14 protein-coding genes are annotated in these 14,188 nt (G+C 77.6%); 6 read left to right on the top strand and 8 right to left on the bottom strand.

Annotation, left to right across the window (positions count from 1 at the left end):
• Positions 1–8 precede the first annotated feature (8 nt).
• The gene (locus OU787_RS06395) at positions 9–2,954 is read left to right on the top strand and encodes a helix-turn-helix transcriptional regulator (protein WP_268658802.1); all 2,946 of its coding nucleotides are present in this window, start codon (positions 9–11) and stop codon (positions 2,952–2,954) included.
• Positions 2,955–3,028: 74 nt separating this feature from the next.
• Here the strand turns inward: OU787_RS06395 and OU787_RS06390 are convergent, their stop codons facing one another.
• Positions 3,029–5,287, bottom strand: a complete 2,259-nt coding sequence (locus OU787_RS06390; RefSeq protein WP_268658801.1) for a peptidase domain-containing ABC transporter — start codon at positions 5,285–5,287, stop codon at positions 3,029–3,031.
• 218 nt (positions 5,288–5,505) lie between these two features.
• Here OU787_RS06390 and OU787_RS06385 point away from each other — a divergent pair, with 218 nt between their 5' ends.
• The 3 genes from OU787_RS06385 to OU787_RS06375 all read left to right on the top strand — a co-directional run bounded on the left by OU787_RS06385 (position 5,506) and on the right by OU787_RS06375 (position 8,019).
• Positions 5,506–5,691 carry an LxmA leader domain family RiPP gene (locus tag OU787_RS06385; RefSeq protein WP_030461957.1) on the top strand — a complete coding sequence of 62 codons (186 nt, stop codon included), beginning with the start codon at positions 5,506–5,508 and terminating at the stop codon, positions 5,689–5,691.
• A gap of 124 nt (positions 5,692–5,815) precedes the next feature.
• On the top strand, positions 5,816–6,952 hold the full coding sequence (gene lxmK / locus OU787_RS06380; RefSeq protein WP_030461956.1) for a class V lanthionine synthetase subunit LxmK: 1,137 nt from the start codon (positions 5,816–5,818) through the stop codon (positions 6,950–6,952).
• Positions 6,952–8,019: a T3SS effector HopA1 family protein gene (locus OU787_RS06375; RefSeq protein WP_051817283.1), complete on the top strand. Its 1,068-nt coding sequence runs from the start codon at positions 6,952–6,954 to the stop codon at positions 8,017–8,019. The genes lxmK and OU787_RS06375 overlap by 1 nt, the downstream gene beginning before the upstream one ends.
• Before the next feature lie 43 nt (positions 8,020–8,062).
• Here the strand turns inward: OU787_RS06375 and OU787_RS06370 are convergent, their stop codons facing one another.
• From OU787_RS06370 to OU787_RS06355, 5 genes are all read right to left on the bottom strand, one after another.
• A complete protein-coding gene (locus OU787_RS06370) occupies positions 8,063–8,776 on the bottom strand; it encodes a MerR family transcriptional regulator (RefSeq protein WP_030461954.1) in 714 nt (237 codons plus the stop codon).
• Positions 8,777–8,884: 108 nt separating this feature from the next.
• A complete protein-coding gene (locus tag OU787_RS06365) occupies positions 8,885–9,901 on the bottom strand; it encodes an isopenicillin N synthase family dioxygenase (RefSeq protein ID WP_030461953.1) in 1,017 nt (338 codons plus the stop codon).
• 122 nt (positions 9,902–10,023) lie between these two features.
• On the bottom strand, positions 10,024–10,098 hold the full coding sequence (locus OU787_RS34785) for a putative leader peptide (RefSeq protein WP_354644872.1): 75 nt from the start codon (positions 10,096–10,098) through the stop codon (positions 10,024–10,026).
• A gap of 64 nt (positions 10,099–10,162) precedes the next feature.
• On the bottom strand, positions 10,163–10,720 hold the full coding sequence (locus OU787_RS06360; protein WP_030461952.1) for a DinB family protein: 558 nt from the start codon (positions 10,718–10,720) through the stop codon (positions 10,163–10,165).
• Between the two features lie 170 nt (positions 10,721–10,890).
• Positions 10,891–11,940 carry a zinc-binding alcohol dehydrogenase family protein gene (locus OU787_RS06355; RefSeq protein ID WP_030461951.1) on the bottom strand — a complete coding sequence of 350 codons (1,050 nt, stop codon included), beginning with the start codon at positions 11,938–11,940 and terminating at the stop codon, positions 10,891–10,893.
• A gap of 110 nt (positions 11,941–12,050) precedes the next feature.
• Between OU787_RS06355 and OU787_RS06350 the strand changes: the two genes are divergently transcribed.
• Positions 12,051–12,680 carry a TetR/AcrR family transcriptional regulator gene (locus OU787_RS06350; protein ID WP_030461950.1) on the top strand — a complete coding sequence of 210 codons (630 nt, stop codon included), beginning with the start codon at positions 12,051–12,053 and terminating at the stop codon, positions 12,678–12,680.
• Positions 12,681–12,698: 18 nt separating this feature from the next.
• On the opposite strand, the gene OU787_RS06345 is transcribed toward OU787_RS06350, so the two are convergent.
• Positions 12,699–12,944, bottom strand: a complete 246-nt coding sequence (locus OU787_RS06345) for a hypothetical protein (protein ID WP_268658800.1) — start codon at positions 12,942–12,944, stop codon at positions 12,699–12,701.
• 172 nt (positions 12,945–13,116) lie between these two features.
• Positions 13,117–13,758 carry an NAD(P)-dependent oxidoreductase gene (locus OU787_RS06340; protein ID WP_268658799.1) on the bottom strand — a complete coding sequence of 214 codons (642 nt, stop codon included), beginning with the start codon at positions 13,756–13,758 and terminating at the stop codon, positions 13,117–13,119.
• A 96-nt stretch (positions 13,759–13,854) separates the two neighbouring features.
• Between OU787_RS06340 and OU787_RS06335 the strand changes: the two genes are divergently transcribed.
• Positions 13,855–14,187, top strand: coding sequence for a winged helix-turn-helix transcriptional regulator (locus tag OU787_RS06335; protein WP_030461947.1), 333 nt, complete (start codon positions 13,855–13,857; stop codon positions 14,185–14,187).
• Position 14,188: the final 1 nt, after the last annotated feature.

The following is a 14,188-nucleotide window of genomic DNA, read 5'->3' as shown; positions in this document are numbered from 1 at the left end:
ACACCGGCGTGCACACCAGCGCACTCGACGAACGGCACGGGGGGCGGACCGCCACCACGCCGCCGATCGAACGGGAACGGGAGCTGAGACGGCTCACCGACCTGCTCGACGGCACCGGACAGCGCCACCTGGCGGTGATCGACGGACCGCCCGGCATCGGCAAGACCCGGCTGCTCCAGGAACTCCACCGGCACGCCACCGCGGCCGGCTGGCGGGTCCACCACGGCCACGGCTCACCCGCCGACCAGCACGTCCGGCACGGCCTGTTACTCGAAGCCCTGCACGACACCGACGCCGCCACCGCCCTCACCGCCGACGAACCGGCCGGCCCCGCCGCCGACCAGTGGCGGCTGCGCCACCGCCAGACCTGCGCCGAAGCCGTCCGCGCCGCCCTCGCCGCCCCCCGCACCCTCCTGCTGCTCGACGACGTCCAGTGGGCCGACGCCAACACCCTCGCCGTCCTCGACCGGCTCCTGCGCACCCCCGGCGCCCCGCCGCTGCTGCTCGCCTACCGGCGCGGCGAGTGCCCCGACACCCTGGCCCGCACCCTCGGCTCCGCCGACGCCCTGCACCTGCCGCTGCGCCCGCTCGACGAGGACCAGCAGGCCCGGCTCGTCCCCGACGCCGACCCCGCCACCCGCGCCCTGCTGGCCGGCCTCAGCCGCGGCAACCCCCGCCACCTGCGGCTGCTTGCCGAACTCCCGCCCGCCCGGCTGGCCGCGCTCGCCGCCGCCTACCCCCGGCACAGCGGCCGCACCGCCGCCGACTGGGACGACCCCGACCAGCCCACCTGGCTGCCCGCCGACCCCGGCCCCGGCACCCCCCAGGACACCGGCGCCGACACCGCGATCCGCTGGGAACTCGAGACCCTCCCGCCGGAGGCCCGGCACGTGCTGTGCGCCGCCGCCGTGCTCGGCCCCGAAGCCGCCCCGCGCGAGATCGCCGCCGTCGCCCAGCGCCCCGCCGACGAGACCGGCCCCCAGCTCGACCTGCTGGTGCGGCGCGGCTACCTGGAGAGCGGCGGCGGCCGGTTCCGGTTCGTCCACCCGCTGGCCCACCTCGCCGCCTACCGGCTCTCCGGCCCCTCCTGGCGGGCCGCCGCCCACCGCCGGGCCGCCGCCCACCTGGTCGAGCACCACCCCTCGCCGTGGCGCTGGGCCGCCCAGATCGAACACGCCCTGCCCGACGTGCGCACCGCCGAACTCGTCCGGCTCGCCCGGGCCGCAGCCACCGCCCTGCCGCTCGCCCCCGAACTCAGCGCCCGCTGGCTGCGCAAGGGCCTCCAGGCCGTCCGCCACCAGGGCGACCGCACCCCGCTCCAGCACGAGTTCGCGGCCGGCCTCGGCCGCGCCCTGATCGTCCGCGGCGAGTACGCGGCCGCCCGCGCCGTGCTGCGCCCCACCGTCTCCGCCCCCGGCGCGCCCGGCCGCCGCGCCCTCGCCCTGCTCGCCCTCGCCGACCGGCTGGAGGGCCGCGCCGACCACGCCTACCAGCGGCTCGCCGAGTTCGCCGACTACCGGCCCGCCGACCCGCCCGCCCCCGCCGACCCGCCCGGCCGCACCGGACCCGCCCTCCCCGGCCCGGCCGACCTGCCCAACGGCGACCTCCCGCACGGCGACGGCGTCGGACTGGAACTCGCCCGGATCGAGCTGATGAACGGCCGCTACGAGCAGGCCGCCCGGCGGGCCGCCGCCTGCGCCGACCGCAGCACCGGCACCGAGGAGTCGGTGGCCGCCGGGATCATCACCGCGATGTGCGCGGTGGCCGGCGGCGACCTGCGGGCCGCCCGGCACGGCACCGGGGCCGCCACCCGGATGCTGGAGACGCTCAGCGAACCCGCCTGGCTGCGGGTGCTCAGCGTGGTCCCCGAGTACGCCTGGTGCTGCTTCTTCCTGGAACAGCACGCCACCGCCAAGCACCGCGTCGACCTGGCCCTCGCCGACGCCGACCGGCACGGCCAGCGCTACCTGCTGCCGCACCTGCACACCGTCCGGGCCTGCCTGTCCGGGTTCACCGACGAGCTCGACCGGGCGATCGCCTCCGCCGACCTGGCCATCGACCTCTCGCACCGGGCCGGCTGCGCCGAGATCTCCGCCTTCTCCGCCGCGTTCCGGGTCCGCCCGCTGCTGTGGACCGCGGGCCCGGCCGCCGCCGCGGACGCCCTGGCCCTGCTGCACGACCTGCCCGAGCCGCCGGTCGCCTGGTGGCAGGGCGTGGTCCGGCACACCGAGACCGAAGTCGCCCTGGCCTGCGGCCACCCGGTGAGCGGCGACCGGGCCGAGACCGCCCTCGGCCTGCGCAACCCCGGCGTCCGCGACCCGATGCTGCCCTACCGGTGCGAACTCGCCGCCGCCGCCCACCTCGCCGACGGCGCCGAACCGGCCGCCGCCGCCCTGGTCGCCCGCGCCGAGGACGCCGCCCGCACCTCCGGCCTGCGCGGCGCCCGGGCGATCGCCGCCCAGGCCCGGGCCCGGCTGCTCGCCCACCGCGGCGACCACCCGGCCGCGCTGGCCGCCTTCCACGCCGCCGCCGACGGCCTGGAAGCCTCCGGCCAGCCGGTCCGGGCCGGACAGGCCCTGCTGCTCGCCGCCGCCCTGCCCGACCCCGGCCGCCCCCGCACCGAGACCGCCCGCGCCCGGACGCTGTTCGCCCGCGCCGGGGCGCACGCGCTGACCGCCGCCCTGGACGCCGGCCCGGCCGACCCGGCCGACCCGCCGCGGACGGCACCGGCCCCGGCACCGGCCCCGCGACCGGCCGCCCGCCCGGCCCCGCACCCCGCGCTGTCCCGGCGCGAGCAGCAGGTCGCCGAACTCGCCGCCGACGGGCTGTCCAACCAGGACGTGGCCGCCCGGCTGTTCGTCAGCGTCCGCACCGTCGAGTCCCATCTCACCAGCGCCTACCAGAAGTTGGGCATCCGCTCGCGGGCCGCCCTGGCCCGCGCCCTGGACCGCTGACCGCTGGACCGCTGACTGCTGGACGCTGACTGCTGGACGCTGGACGCGCACCGGGCCGTCGGACGCCCGGCCGGTCAGGACGCCACGCCCACCGGCCGGGCCGCACCCTCGGCGCCTCCGGCGCCTCCGGTCCGCTCGCCGAACAGGTCCCGGTACAGGCCCGGCCGGGAGAGCAGTTCCAGGTGGGTGCCGGAGTCGACCACCCGGCCGCCGTCCAGCACCAGCGTCCGGTCCGCGTTGCGGATCGCCGACAGGCGGTGCGACACCACGACCCGGGTCACCCGCAGCTCGCCCAGGGCCGCGTCCACCTGCTGCTCGGTCAGGGCGTCCAGGTGGCTGGTCGCCTCGTCCAGCAGCAGCAGCCGGGGCCGGCTGACCAGGGCCCGGGCCAGCGCGACCCGCTGGCGCTGGCCCGCCGAGAGGGCCGCGCCGCCCTCGCCGACCGGGGTGTCGTACGCCATCGGCAGCCGGACCACGTCCTGGTGCAGGCCCGCCACCCGGCAGGCCCGCTCCACCTCCTCGGGGGAGGCGTCCGGCCGGCCCAGCAGCAGGTTGTCCCGGATGCTGCCGCTGAACAGCCGCAGCTCCTGCAGCACCGCCCCGAAGCCGGCCCGCAGCCGGGCCGGGTCGACGTCCTGCACCCGCACCCCGTCCAGCCGCACCTCGCCCTGCTGCGGGGCGAGCAGGCCCAGCATCACCAGGCCCAGGGTGCTCTTGCCGGAGCCGGTGCGGCCCACGACGCCGAGCTTGCCGCCGGCCGGCAGCTCGGCGCTGATCCCGTCCAACACCGGCGGCCCGTCCTCGTGGTACGCGAACCGCAGGTCGCGCAGCGACAGCGCGAGCGGGCCCGAGCCGGGCAGGTCGGCGGTGCCCGGCTCCAGCGGCGGGGTGTCCAGCACGTCGTAGACCCGCTCGATCTGGGCCCGCATGGTGGAGAAGCTCTGCGAGGCCGTCACCAGGGTCTGCACCGGGGCCAGCACCGACAGCGCCAGCGAGTTCGCGGCCAGCATGGTGCCCAGCGACAGCTCCCCGGCCAGCACGAACCGCAGCCCGAACCAGAGCAGCACCAGCGGCGCCAGCACCGCCAGCGTCGACTGGGCGGCCTGCACCCAGGCCGCGGTGCCCGCCCGGGCCGCCATCGCCCGCTGGTAGCCGTCGAACAGGCCCCGCCAGTGCCGGCGCACCCGCTCCCCGGCCCCGTTCGCCCGCACCGGCACCATCGCGTCCAGGCTCTCCACCAGGTAGCCCTGCTCCTCCGAACGCGCCGTCAGCTCCCGCTGCGCCAGCCGCCGCAGCCGGGTGTACGAGCCGAGCAGCACCGTGCCCTGCAGCGCCCCCAGCACCGCCACCGCGGGCAGGTAGCCGGGCACCAGGACGGTCAGCACCGCCGTGTAGATCACCAGCGTCGCGCCGTCCAGGGTGCAGCTCAGCAGGTGCTGGGTCAGCACCTCCCGGGTGCTGGAGACGCTCTGCACCCGCAGCAGCAGGTCGCCCCGCGAGCGCTGCAGGAAGAACCGGACCGGCAGCCGCCACAGGTGGTCGATGAAGCCCTCGGTCAGCTCGGCGTCCGACCGCACCCGCAGCCGCACCGTCAGCAGCAGCCGCAGCAGCGACAGCACCCCGTGCAGCAGCACCGTGCCGGCCAGCGCCGCGGTCAGCGCGGGCATCGCGCCGAAGCCGCCGGCCGGCAGCACCCGGTCCACCGCGACCCGGGTGGCCAGCGGCAGCGCCAGGCCCAGCACCTGGAGCAGCCCGGCGATCGCGGCCACCGAGGCGAGCATCCGCCGGTTGGCCGGCGCGGCCACGAAGTCCCGCAGGTAGCGCAGCAGCGGGGCCTGCCGCCACGGCATCCGGCGCCGCTCGAAGTCCGGCCCCGGACGCATCGCCAGCGCGATCCCGCCGAACGCCCGCCGGAACTCCGCCCGGTCCTGCCGGTACCGGCCGAGCGCCGGGTCCGCCACCCGCACCCCGCGCCGGGTCACCGCCTCCACCACCACCAGGTGGTGCCGGGCCAGCAGCGCGACGGCCGGCAGCTCGCCCAACTCCGGCAGGGCGTCCGGCCGTTCGCCCGCCCCGTCCGTTCCGCCGGTCGGCGGGGGCGAGCGGTGCACCGCCACCTCCAGCCCGTACTCCCGGGCCACCCGCACCAGCCGGGTCAGCCCCACCCCGTCCCGGCCCGGACCCAGCCGCTCCCGGCACTCGGCGACCGGCGCGTGCCGGCCGTGCGCGCCCAGCACCATCGACAGGCAGGCGGCCGCGCACTCGGTCGGGGTGAGCTGCTGCCGGAACGGCACCCGGGCCGCTTTCCGGCTCCGGGAGAGCGTGAGGCGCATGGGCGGGACTCCAGTGCTGGGGGCGCGTCGCCCGCCCGGCCGGGCGGTGCGCTCGATCCTGCGGCCCGCCGCCGCCCCGCCGCATCGTGGTTTCCCGCACTCCCCGGCCCGCGGCCGGACTGCGGGATTCCCGGATCCGCCCGCCGCCCGCCCCCGGCCAGGATCGGCCCCGGCGCCGCGACCGCGACGCCGACCGACGAGTCCCATCGGAGGACCCCGTGCAGGACGACCTGTTCGCCACTGACGAGCTGCTGGCCGGCTACAGCACCTACACCGCGCCCGAGGAGCTGGTCGCGGCCGGTGCCGCCCCGCAGATCATCGGCACCATCACCATGACCGAGACCGGTCTGACGATCCTCACCCCGGAGACCTCGGTCACCAGCATCCCCTGCTACCTGGCCTGATCCCGCGCCGGGGCGAACACGGTGCCGCACACCGCCGCGGGTGTGCGGCACCGTTCCGCCCGGCGCGGCCACCAGCCGCGCCACTCTGTCCGTGACGCCGCCCGACCCGAGGGGAAGACCCGCGATGCCCGCTCCGGCCACCGGCCGCACCGTCCTGGAACCGCCGCCGCTCGCCGCCGCGCCGGAGGTCGCCGACCTGCTCGCCGAGCTCGGACTGGGCGCCCTGCTGGAGGAGCAGGCCGGGGCCTACCAGGGCCGCAACGACAACTGGTTCGGCCCCACCACCGGCGGCGGCCGGGTGTTCGTCAAACGGCTCGGCGGCCGCGACGTGCCGCAGCGGCTGGCCCGGATGGCCCGGTTCGACCGGGTGCTGGCCCGGGCCCGGCAGGACGGCGCCCCGCTCGGCTGGGACACCCCCGAACTGCTCGGCGTGCGGGCCGACACCGCACTGGTGGTCTTCGCCCACCTGGACGGCGCCGAACCGCTCTGCGACCTGGCCCCCGACGGGGAACTCCCCGCCGACCTGGCCCGCGCCCTGGGCCGCACCCTCGCCGAGGTGCACGCCCTGCCCCGCCCCGACGACGCCGACGCCGAGCCCGACGAGGAGCCCGGGCCGCCGGCCGGCCCGTCCCGGCTGGGCTTCCTGGACTTCCTCAGCGAGAAGGCCTGGCAGGCCGCCAGCGCCGCCGAACTCGAACTCTGGGCGCTGCTCCAGCACGACACCGAACTCGCCGCCGCCGTCCGCACCCTGCTGCACGGCGACGCCGGGACGCCCGTCCGGGTGCCCAGCCACGGCGACCTGCGGCTCGACCAGTTCCTGCGGCACGACGGCCGGCTGCACCTCACCGACTGGGAGGAGTTCCGGCTCGCCCCGCCCGAACGCGACCTGGGCAGCCTGACCGGCGAGTTCGTGCACCGCGCGGTCCGCCGCCTGGCCACCGGCCTGGACGAGGACCCCGCGCTCGACGACCCGCGGGCCGCGCACGCCGCGATCATGCGGCAGGGCCGGCTCGCCCTGGAGGGCATCCGGCCCACCGTGCGGGCCGTCCTGGCCGGCTACCGGGCGCACGCCCCCGCCCCCGTCGACCTGCACCGGGTCGCCGCGCTGGCCGGCTGGCACCTGTTCGACCGGATCCTGGCCGGCGCCCGGCACGCCAACCGGCTGCACCCCCTCGACCGGGCCCAGGCCGGCATCGGCCGGACCCTGATCCTCGCCCCGCAGCGCTCCGCCGCCGCGATCGGACTCACGGAGGCCCCCTGATGCCCGCCCCGACCACGACCGCGCCCCTCCCGCCCCCGGCCGGCCTCCCCCCGCTGGCCGGACCGGTGGCCGACCTGCTCGACACCGTCGTCCTCACCCCCGGCACGGTCGCGGTCGGCGAGCGCAGCTTCGACCTGGAACGGCCGGAGCACGCCCGCACCGTGCTGCGCGACGCCCTGTACGAGTCCTGGCACGCGGGCATCGTGCCGCCCCCGCCGGACGCCCGGCGGCCCGGCCGCCCGCGCGGCGGCGGCGACCTCGAACGCACGCTGATGCGGGCCGTCCCGCACCGGCGCACCCGGGTCACCGCCACCGTGGTCGGCCCCGCCCCGGCCGTCCCCGGGGAGCTCCCGGCCGTGGTGGTCGCGCACGGCGGCGTCCGGCTGGCCGTCCCGGTCACCGCCGTCACCGCAGTCGCCGCCGTCAACGCCGTCAACGCCGTCAACGCCGTCAACGCCTCCGACCCGGCGGCCGAGGGCGGCACCGTGCTGGCGGCGGGCAGCACCGTGCTGGCCGACGTCCCGGCGCTGCGCCCCTGGCTGTCGCCCGGCTTCCTGCTGGTGCACGGCTCGGCGGGCGGCGCGCAGCCGGCCGGCGGGCTGCTCCGGGTCTACCTGCACGTGGCCCGGCCGGAGGCGGCCGAGGCGGTCTGGACGGCGGTGCTCGGCGCGCTGGAGGCGGACGGCGTCCGCTACCAGGCCAAGATCCTCTCGGAGCCCCGGCACTACCCCCGGCGGGACGCCATGGTGGTCTACCTCGGCGCCGGGCAGGCCGCTGCCGCGCACACCGTGGTGGCCGCCACGGCCGGCCTCCGGGGCGGCGAACTCGCCCCGGCCGCCTCGGTGTTCACCGCCCCGCTGGCCCCCGGCACGGCCCTCGCCTGGGAGCCCGCCGACCCGCGGCCGGGCCGCCGCGGCCTCAGCTTCGGCCAGCACCGGGCCGCCGCCGTCGCCGACGGCCTGCTCGACCACCACCGCGACCCCGGCGCCGGCACCAGGGCCGAGGCCGTCGCCCGGGCCATGCACCGGGCCGGCATCCGCCCGGACGCGCCCGAGCGCAACCGCTGACCGCCCCCGCCGGCGGCCCCGTCGACCGCCCCGCCCGGCGGCCTCACTCCGCCGGGCGGGCCAGCTCCTCCGCCAGCGAGCGCTGGAACGCCGTCACCAGCGCCTGCACCACCATCGGCTGGATCCGGTCGGTCAGCTCCCGCATCCGCTCCAGCTCCGCGGGCGCCGGGCCGCTCTCCCGGTACGGGCGCCACACGGTGTCCCGGAACAGCCGGTGCAGGTCGTGCGCCGTCGCCCGGCTGTGCAGCCGCACCACCGCCCGGGCCGCCAACAGCGTCTCCAGCGGGATCGGCACGTCCAGCACCCGCACCCCCAGCGGCAGCAGGCCCGGGTCGACCTTGAACACGTCCGGGTCGCCGGTGCGGTGCAGCGCGCCCATCGCCGCCAGCGAGTCCAGGTCCGCGTCCGACAGCGCCCGCCCGGCGCGCCGCTCCACCTGCTCCCGGCTCGCCTCCTCGGCCGACTCCGGCGTCCAGGACGCCACCAGCGCCCGGTGGATCGCCAGGTCCAACTCGCCGATGTCCTGCGGAAGTTGCGCCAGGTAGCGGTCGATCGCGGCCAGCGTCAGCCCCTGCCGCTGCAACTCCTCGATCAGCTCCAGCCGCCCCAGGTGCTCCGCCCCGTACCACCCCACCCGCCGGGCCCCCAGCTCCGGCGGCGGCAGCAGCCCCTTCGCCCCGTAGAACCGCAGCGTCCGCACCGTCACCCCGGCCCGGTCCGCCAGCTCCTCCACCGTCCACCGCGGCCCGTCGACCACACCCGACCCCTCACCCAGACCCCACTGTGACACCGGCAGTGTCGCACCCGCCGCCGCCCCCGCACCAGGACACCCGGGGACGGCCGGCGCGGGCCGAGCGGGGTCCGGTCAGCCGCTGGTGAGCAGTTCGGCGTGGTGGCGGCGGGTGACCTCGGGGTGGGCGCGGCTGTAGCCCTTCAGCTCGTTGGTGCCGAACTCGGCGTGCAGCGGGTTGGTGGGGTCCCGGGTGATGCCGGGGGCGTGGTGGGCGTGCGGGAAGTCGAGCGGGGTGATGTGGGCGTCCAGGCGCGGGTTGTAGAAGAACGGGACGGAGAAGCGCTCGCGGGCGCCGGGCGGGGAGAGCACGCGGTGGGAGGTGGCCTTGAGGTAGCCGTCGGTGGCGACCTCCAGCAGCTCGCCGAGATTGACGACGAAGGCGCCGTCCAGCGGGGGGACGTCCAGGAAGGTGCCGTCGGGGCGTTCGACCTGGAGGCCGCCGACGGTGTCCTGGAGGAGCAGGGTGATGAAGCCGTAGTCCTTGTGGGTGCCGACGCCCTGCGGGGGGCCGTCGGGGGCGCTGCCCGGGTAACGGACCAGCTTGAGGTGCAGGTGGGGGTGCGGGGCGAAGGCGTCGTCGTAGAAGTCGGGGCGGGCGCCGATCGAGGCGAGCAGCTCGTGCAGCAGGCGGCGGCCGACGCCGTCGAGGCGGTCGATCCAGTGCAGGGCGGCGGTGCGCAGCCCGGGCAGGGCGGCGGGCCACTGGTTGGGTCCCTCCAGCCACCAGTAGGCGGGCTCGCCGGGGGCCGGGACGTGCGGCGGCAGTTCGGGGCCGATGTCGAGCTGGTCGCGCCAGTCGCGGCGGCCGCCGGTGCGCTCGTCGCCGGTGCGGGTGTAGCCGCGGAAGTGCGGGGAGTTGAGGTTGCTGACCGCCAGCCGGTCGGCCTCGGGGAGGGCGAAGAAGGCCCGCATCGCGGAGGTCAGCGCGGCGGTCTCGGCGGGGGTGACGCCGTGCCCGGTGAGCTGGAAGAAGCCGACGCCGGTGGCGGCCGCGCGCAGGTCGCGGTGCAGGCGTTCCCGGTCGGCGGGGGTGCCGTCGGCGAGCGAGAGGTCGATGACGGGGAGGGAGGTGGGGTGCTGCTGCGTCATGGGGGTGCGTCCGCGGTGGTGAAGACCCCGGCGGGGACGGCGGATCACGCCGGACGGGCCGGGGAGACGGGGGCCCGCGCGTCCCGGTGGGGGAGGGCGGGGGCCGGAGGGGAGGGGTGAGGTCAGCCGGAGCGTCGACAGGACATGCTCGTGACGCGGAGCAGGTCCACGTGGCGACGGCTGACGAGTAGGAGCACCCCCCCAGGCTACAACCCCCCGCCCGGAAGCCCCCGGACGGCACCGGCGGCGCCGCGGGGCCCGTCAGTACCCGGTGGCTCCGTCGATCCGTTCGCGCAGCAGGTCCGCGTGCCCGTTGTGGCGGGCGTACTCGGCGAGCAGGTGCACCAGGATGCGGCGCAGCGACACCGGCTGCCCGGTGGCCTTGTGGGTGCCGGTGGCGTCCAGCGAGGGCGCCTCGGCGACGATCCGGCGGGAGGTCTCGACCTGGGCGCGCCAGGTGGCCAGGGCCTGGTCGAAGTCCCCGTCGAGGCGTTCGAAGTCCTGCTCGGGGTCGTCGTCCGAGTAGTACACCAGCGGCCGGGACTCGTCCCCGGCGAACTGGATCTGCAGCCACCACTGCTCGACCCCCGCCAGGTGCCGGACCAGCCCGTGCAGGGTCAGCCCGGACGGTGGCACCAGGAACTCCGACAGCCGCTCGGTCGGGACGCCCGCGCACTTCAGCGCGAAGGTCTCGCGGTGGAACTCCAGGTAGGAGAGCAGGATCTCCCGCTCGTCGCCGACCAGCGGCGGATCGGCCCGGCCCGCGGTGCCGGCCCAGGCGGGCGAGAAGTTCTGCGGCGAGGTGGTGGGTTCACTCATCGGGCCAGCCTGTCAGCTGCCTGTGACAGCGCCCGGACCGGACGCGCCGGACGCGCCGGGAGCGCCGGGAGCCGTCGCGGGGGCGGGCCCGGGATCCGTCGCGGGGGCGGGCCCGGGATCCGTCGCGGGGGCGGGCCCGGGGACCGGGACCGGCGCGGGCCGCGCGGGTTTCACAGCGTCACCACCAGCTTCTTCGCGTGCACTCCGCGCTTCAACTCCCGCAGGGCGTCGGGGATCCGGTCGAGGCCGTGGCCGACGACGGCGGCGTCCGGTGCGGCCCGGTAGGCGCCGGTGGCCAGCGCGGCCGGCAGGAAGCCGGTGTAGACGGCGGGCCCGACCTCGTTGTCCTTCAGGGTGCCGCCCCAGACGCCGCTGACCCGGACGCCGCGTCGGCGCGCGCGCAGGGCCGGGAGGCGGACGAGGACCGCGGGCTGGGTGGAGGCGATCCGCCCGCTGCCCGTCGCGCGGGCCGCGATCGGGACCGTCCGGCGCAGCGAACCGGCCCCGATCGCCAGGGTGCCCGCGAGCGGGCCGCCGTCGAGCAGTTCCAGGACCCGCTCGACGGCGTCGGGGGCGGTGCGGTCGACGGCGTGCGCGGCGCCCAGGGCGCGGACGTGGTCGAAGCCGGCCGGCGAGGCGGTGGCCACCACCCGGTAGCCGGCATTGCGGGCGAGCTGGATCGCGTTGCTCCCGACGCTCGTCGCGCCGCCCCAGACCAGCACCGTCTCCCCACGGTCGGCGGGCCGGGCGGAGGGCAGCGCGAGGCCGAGGTGGTCCTGCTGGAACAGGCCGGTGGCGGCGGTCGAGAGGGCCAGCGGGAGCACGGCCGCCCGGGAGAAGGGGAGCGTGTCGGGCAGCGGGGCGACCATGTGCTCCAGGAGCACGGTGTAGTGCTGGAAGGCGCTCTCGGCCGGGCGGTTGCGGGACTCGTCGACGCCGAACGCGTGCCCGAGGACGCGGTCCCCCGGGCGCAGCCGGGTCACGCCCGGGCCCGTCTCGACGACCTCGCCCGCGACGTCCGAGCCCACGACGGCGGGGAAGGCCAGCCAGGGCAGCGCCAGGCGGTACAGGAAGCCCGGGAGGCCGTCGATCGGGTTCACGGCGACCGCCCGCACCCGGACGACGACCTCGCCCGCCGCCGGGGGCGTGTAGGGCGCGGGGCCGACGGTGAAGGGCGCGCTCCGCTTCAGCAGCCACAGCGCGGTGTTCGGGTGGGTCATCTGGGGCCCTGCTCCCTGGAGTTGGCGGTCCGGTACGTCGGTGTCCGACACCCAGAGACTAGGCAGTGCCTAGAAACTAGTCAATGACTAGTTTTGAGTAGGATGAGGCCATGTCCCACCGGCCCTTCCACCACGGCAACCTCCGCGCCGTGCTGCTCGAACAGGCGGAGAAGGTGCTCCGCGAGCGCGGACTCGACGCGCTCTCCCTCCGCGAACTGGCCCGCGAGGCCGGCGTCAGCCACGGCGCCCCGCGCAGCCACTTCCCCGACCGGGGCGCCCTGCTCGACGCGCTCGCGGAACGCGGCTTCCTGCGCCTCGCCGACGAGATCCGCCGGGCCGCCGCCCGGGCCCGCGACGACCTCGCCCCCGACCGCACCCCCGACGCCGCCCACGACCAGGTGCGCACCCTGCGTGCGGCGGCCCGGGCGTACGTGGAGTTCGCCGTCCGGGAACCGGCGCTGCTCGACCTGATGTTCACGACGAAGGCCGAAGAGCCCTCCGCGGCGGTGAGCGGCGCCGCGGAGCGCCTGTTCGCCGCCCTGGCCGACCTCATGGCCGCGGGCGTCGCGTCGGGCGCCTACCCGGCGTCCGACGTCGGCCGGCTCTCCCTCCTCCTGTCCGCGACCGTCCAGGGCGCCTCGGCACTCGTCACCTCCCGCCGGATCACGCCCGCCCAGGGCGAGGCCCTCGTCGACGACGCGATCGCCCTCCTCCTCGCCGGAGCGGCAGCCGGGGCCTGACCGGCCGCCGGGCCGCGCTCACGGGCGCTCCGGCTGTTCCGGGTGCGGGTCCCGGTCGGCCGGGGCGGGTGCGCCGGTGCGGCGGGCGGCGTCGGCGGTCGCGTCGTACCCCTCCTGCGGGCCGCGGACGTCCGGGTCCGGCTCGCGGGTCGGCCGGACGTCGGCGGCCCGGTCCCCGTACCGGCGGTCGCCCTCGCCGCTCCGCCGGCCCGTGCTGCGGTCCGCGTTCCGGTCCTCGGGTGCGGGGTCGCGGCGTGCGGTCATCGGTGCCTCCTCGGGCTCGGGACGTGCGGTCCCGGCCTCCCGGCTACCCGTCCGGCCGCCGCGCAATCCGCCCGGCCGTTCCGCCGCGTCCGGCCGATGCGCCGCGCCCGCCGTGCCCGGCCGTTCTGCCGCGTCCGCCGCGTCCGGCGGTTCCGTCGTGCCCGGTGGGCCGTCAGTGCGAGACGGCGAGCTGGACGGCGTGGTGGCGCGGGGACTCGATCTCCTCCAGCAGGGCGACGGCCAGGTCGGCGTGCGAGATCCGGCCGGTGCCGGTGACGGTGCCGACCGCGCTGGTGTACCGGCCGGTGGCCGGTGCGTCCGGGGTCAGGTCCATCGGCGGCACCACCATCAGCCAGTCCAGCGGGCCCGCCTCCGCGGCCAGCAGCTCGAACTCGGCGACGTGGCCCTGCGAGAACGCCCGGTACTCGGCCGGGAACTGCGGATCGTCCATGATCCGCACGCCCGGCGCGGTCTCCAGCGTGGTGGCGATCCCCAGCACCAGCAGCCGGCCCACCCCCGCCCGGCCCAGGCCGTCCAGCAGGGCCCGCGCGGCGGCGGTGAAGTGCTCGACGGACGGGACGTCGAGCCGCGCCGTGGCGTTGACCGCCGCGTCGTGCCCGGCCGCCGCCGCGGCCACCGCCGCCTGATCGGTCACGTCGCCCCGCACCACCGCGACCCCCGCCGCCGCGGCCAGCTCCGGGTGCCGGTCGGGGTCGCGCACCACTGCCGTGACGGCGTGCCCGCGCCGCACCGCCTCCGCGACGGCCGCCCGGCCGACCCGCCCGCCCGCGCCGAAAACCACGATCCTCGCCATGCGTCCTCCTCGGTCCGTACCGACGCCGCAGACGGTAGGACGGGCACCCCCGGTTACTGCAACGGAACCGGCCCCGACGGCGGCTATCGTCGGTGCATGGCCATTCCCCGGGACGCCGTCGTGTTCGACCCGCACTGCGCGCGCAGCTCGCCGATCCGGATCGGCGACAAGTGGTCCGGCCTGGTGCTGCGCTGCCTCCAGGACGGCCCGCACCGCTTCACCGAGCTCAAGGCCCGGCTGCGCGGCGTCAGCCCGAAGGTCCTCACCGAGACGCTCCGCGCCATGGAGCGCGACCACTGGCTCACCCGCACCGACCACGGCGGCAACCCCCCGCACGTCGAGTACGCCCTCACCGCCCTCGGCACCTCCCTGCTCGACGTCCTCGACACCGCCTGCGACTGGGCCCGCGCCCACCTCGCCGAGAACTGAC

The organism is Kitasatospora sp. YST-16 (assembly GCF_026802215.1).
Classification (GTDB): domain Bacteria; phylum Actinomycetota; class Actinomycetes; order Streptomycetales; family Streptomycetaceae; genus Kitasatospora; species Kitasatospora cineracea.
Note: the sequence above shows the minus strand (reverse complement) of the source record. Positions and strands in the feature narration are given on the sequence as shown.

What these genes read in the sequence shown, in the direction of transcription:
- OU787_RS06365 (WP_030461953.1), bottom strand. Translation starts at nt 9,901, where the DNA reads ATGACGCAGCAGCACCCCACCTCCCTCCCCGTCATCGACCTCTCGCTC.
- OU787_RS06335 (WP_030461947.1), top strand. Translation starts at nt 13,855, where the DNA reads ATGGCCATTCCCCGGGACGCCGTCGTGTTCGACCCGCACTGCGCGCGC.
- OU787_RS06350 (WP_030461950.1), top strand. Translation starts at nt 12,051, where the DNA reads ATGTCCCACCGGCCCTTCCACCACGGCAACCTCCGCGCCGTGCTGCTC.
- OU787_RS06375 (WP_051817283.1), top strand. Translation starts at nt 6,952, where the DNA reads ATGCCCGCCCCGACCACGACCGCGCCCCTCCCGCCCCCGGCCGGCCTC.
- OU787_RS06390 (WP_268658801.1), bottom strand. Translation starts at nt 5,287, where the DNA reads ATGCGCCTCACGCTCTCCCGGAGCCGGAAAGCGGCCCGGGTGCCGTTC.
- lxmK (WP_030461956.1), top strand. Translation starts at nt 5,816, where the DNA reads ATGCCCGCTCCGGCCACCGGCCGCACCGTCCTGGAACCGCCGCCGCTC.
- OU787_RS06340 (WP_268658799.1), bottom strand. Translation starts at nt 13,758, where the DNA reads ATGGCGAGGATCGTGGTTTTCGGCGCGGGCGGGCGGGTCGGCCGGGCG.
- OU787_RS06360 (WP_030461952.1), bottom strand. Translation starts at nt 10,720, where the DNA reads ATGAGTGAACCCACCACCTCGCCGCAGAACTTCTCGCCCGCCTGGGCC.
- OU787_RS06355 (WP_030461951.1), bottom strand. Translation starts at nt 11,940, where the DNA reads ATGACCCACCCGAACACCGCGCTGTGGCTGCTGAAGCGGAGCGCGCCC.
- OU787_RS06345 (WP_268658800.1), bottom strand. Translation starts at nt 12,944, where the DNA reads ATGACCGCACGCCGCGACCCCGCACCCGAGGACCGGAACGCGGACCGC.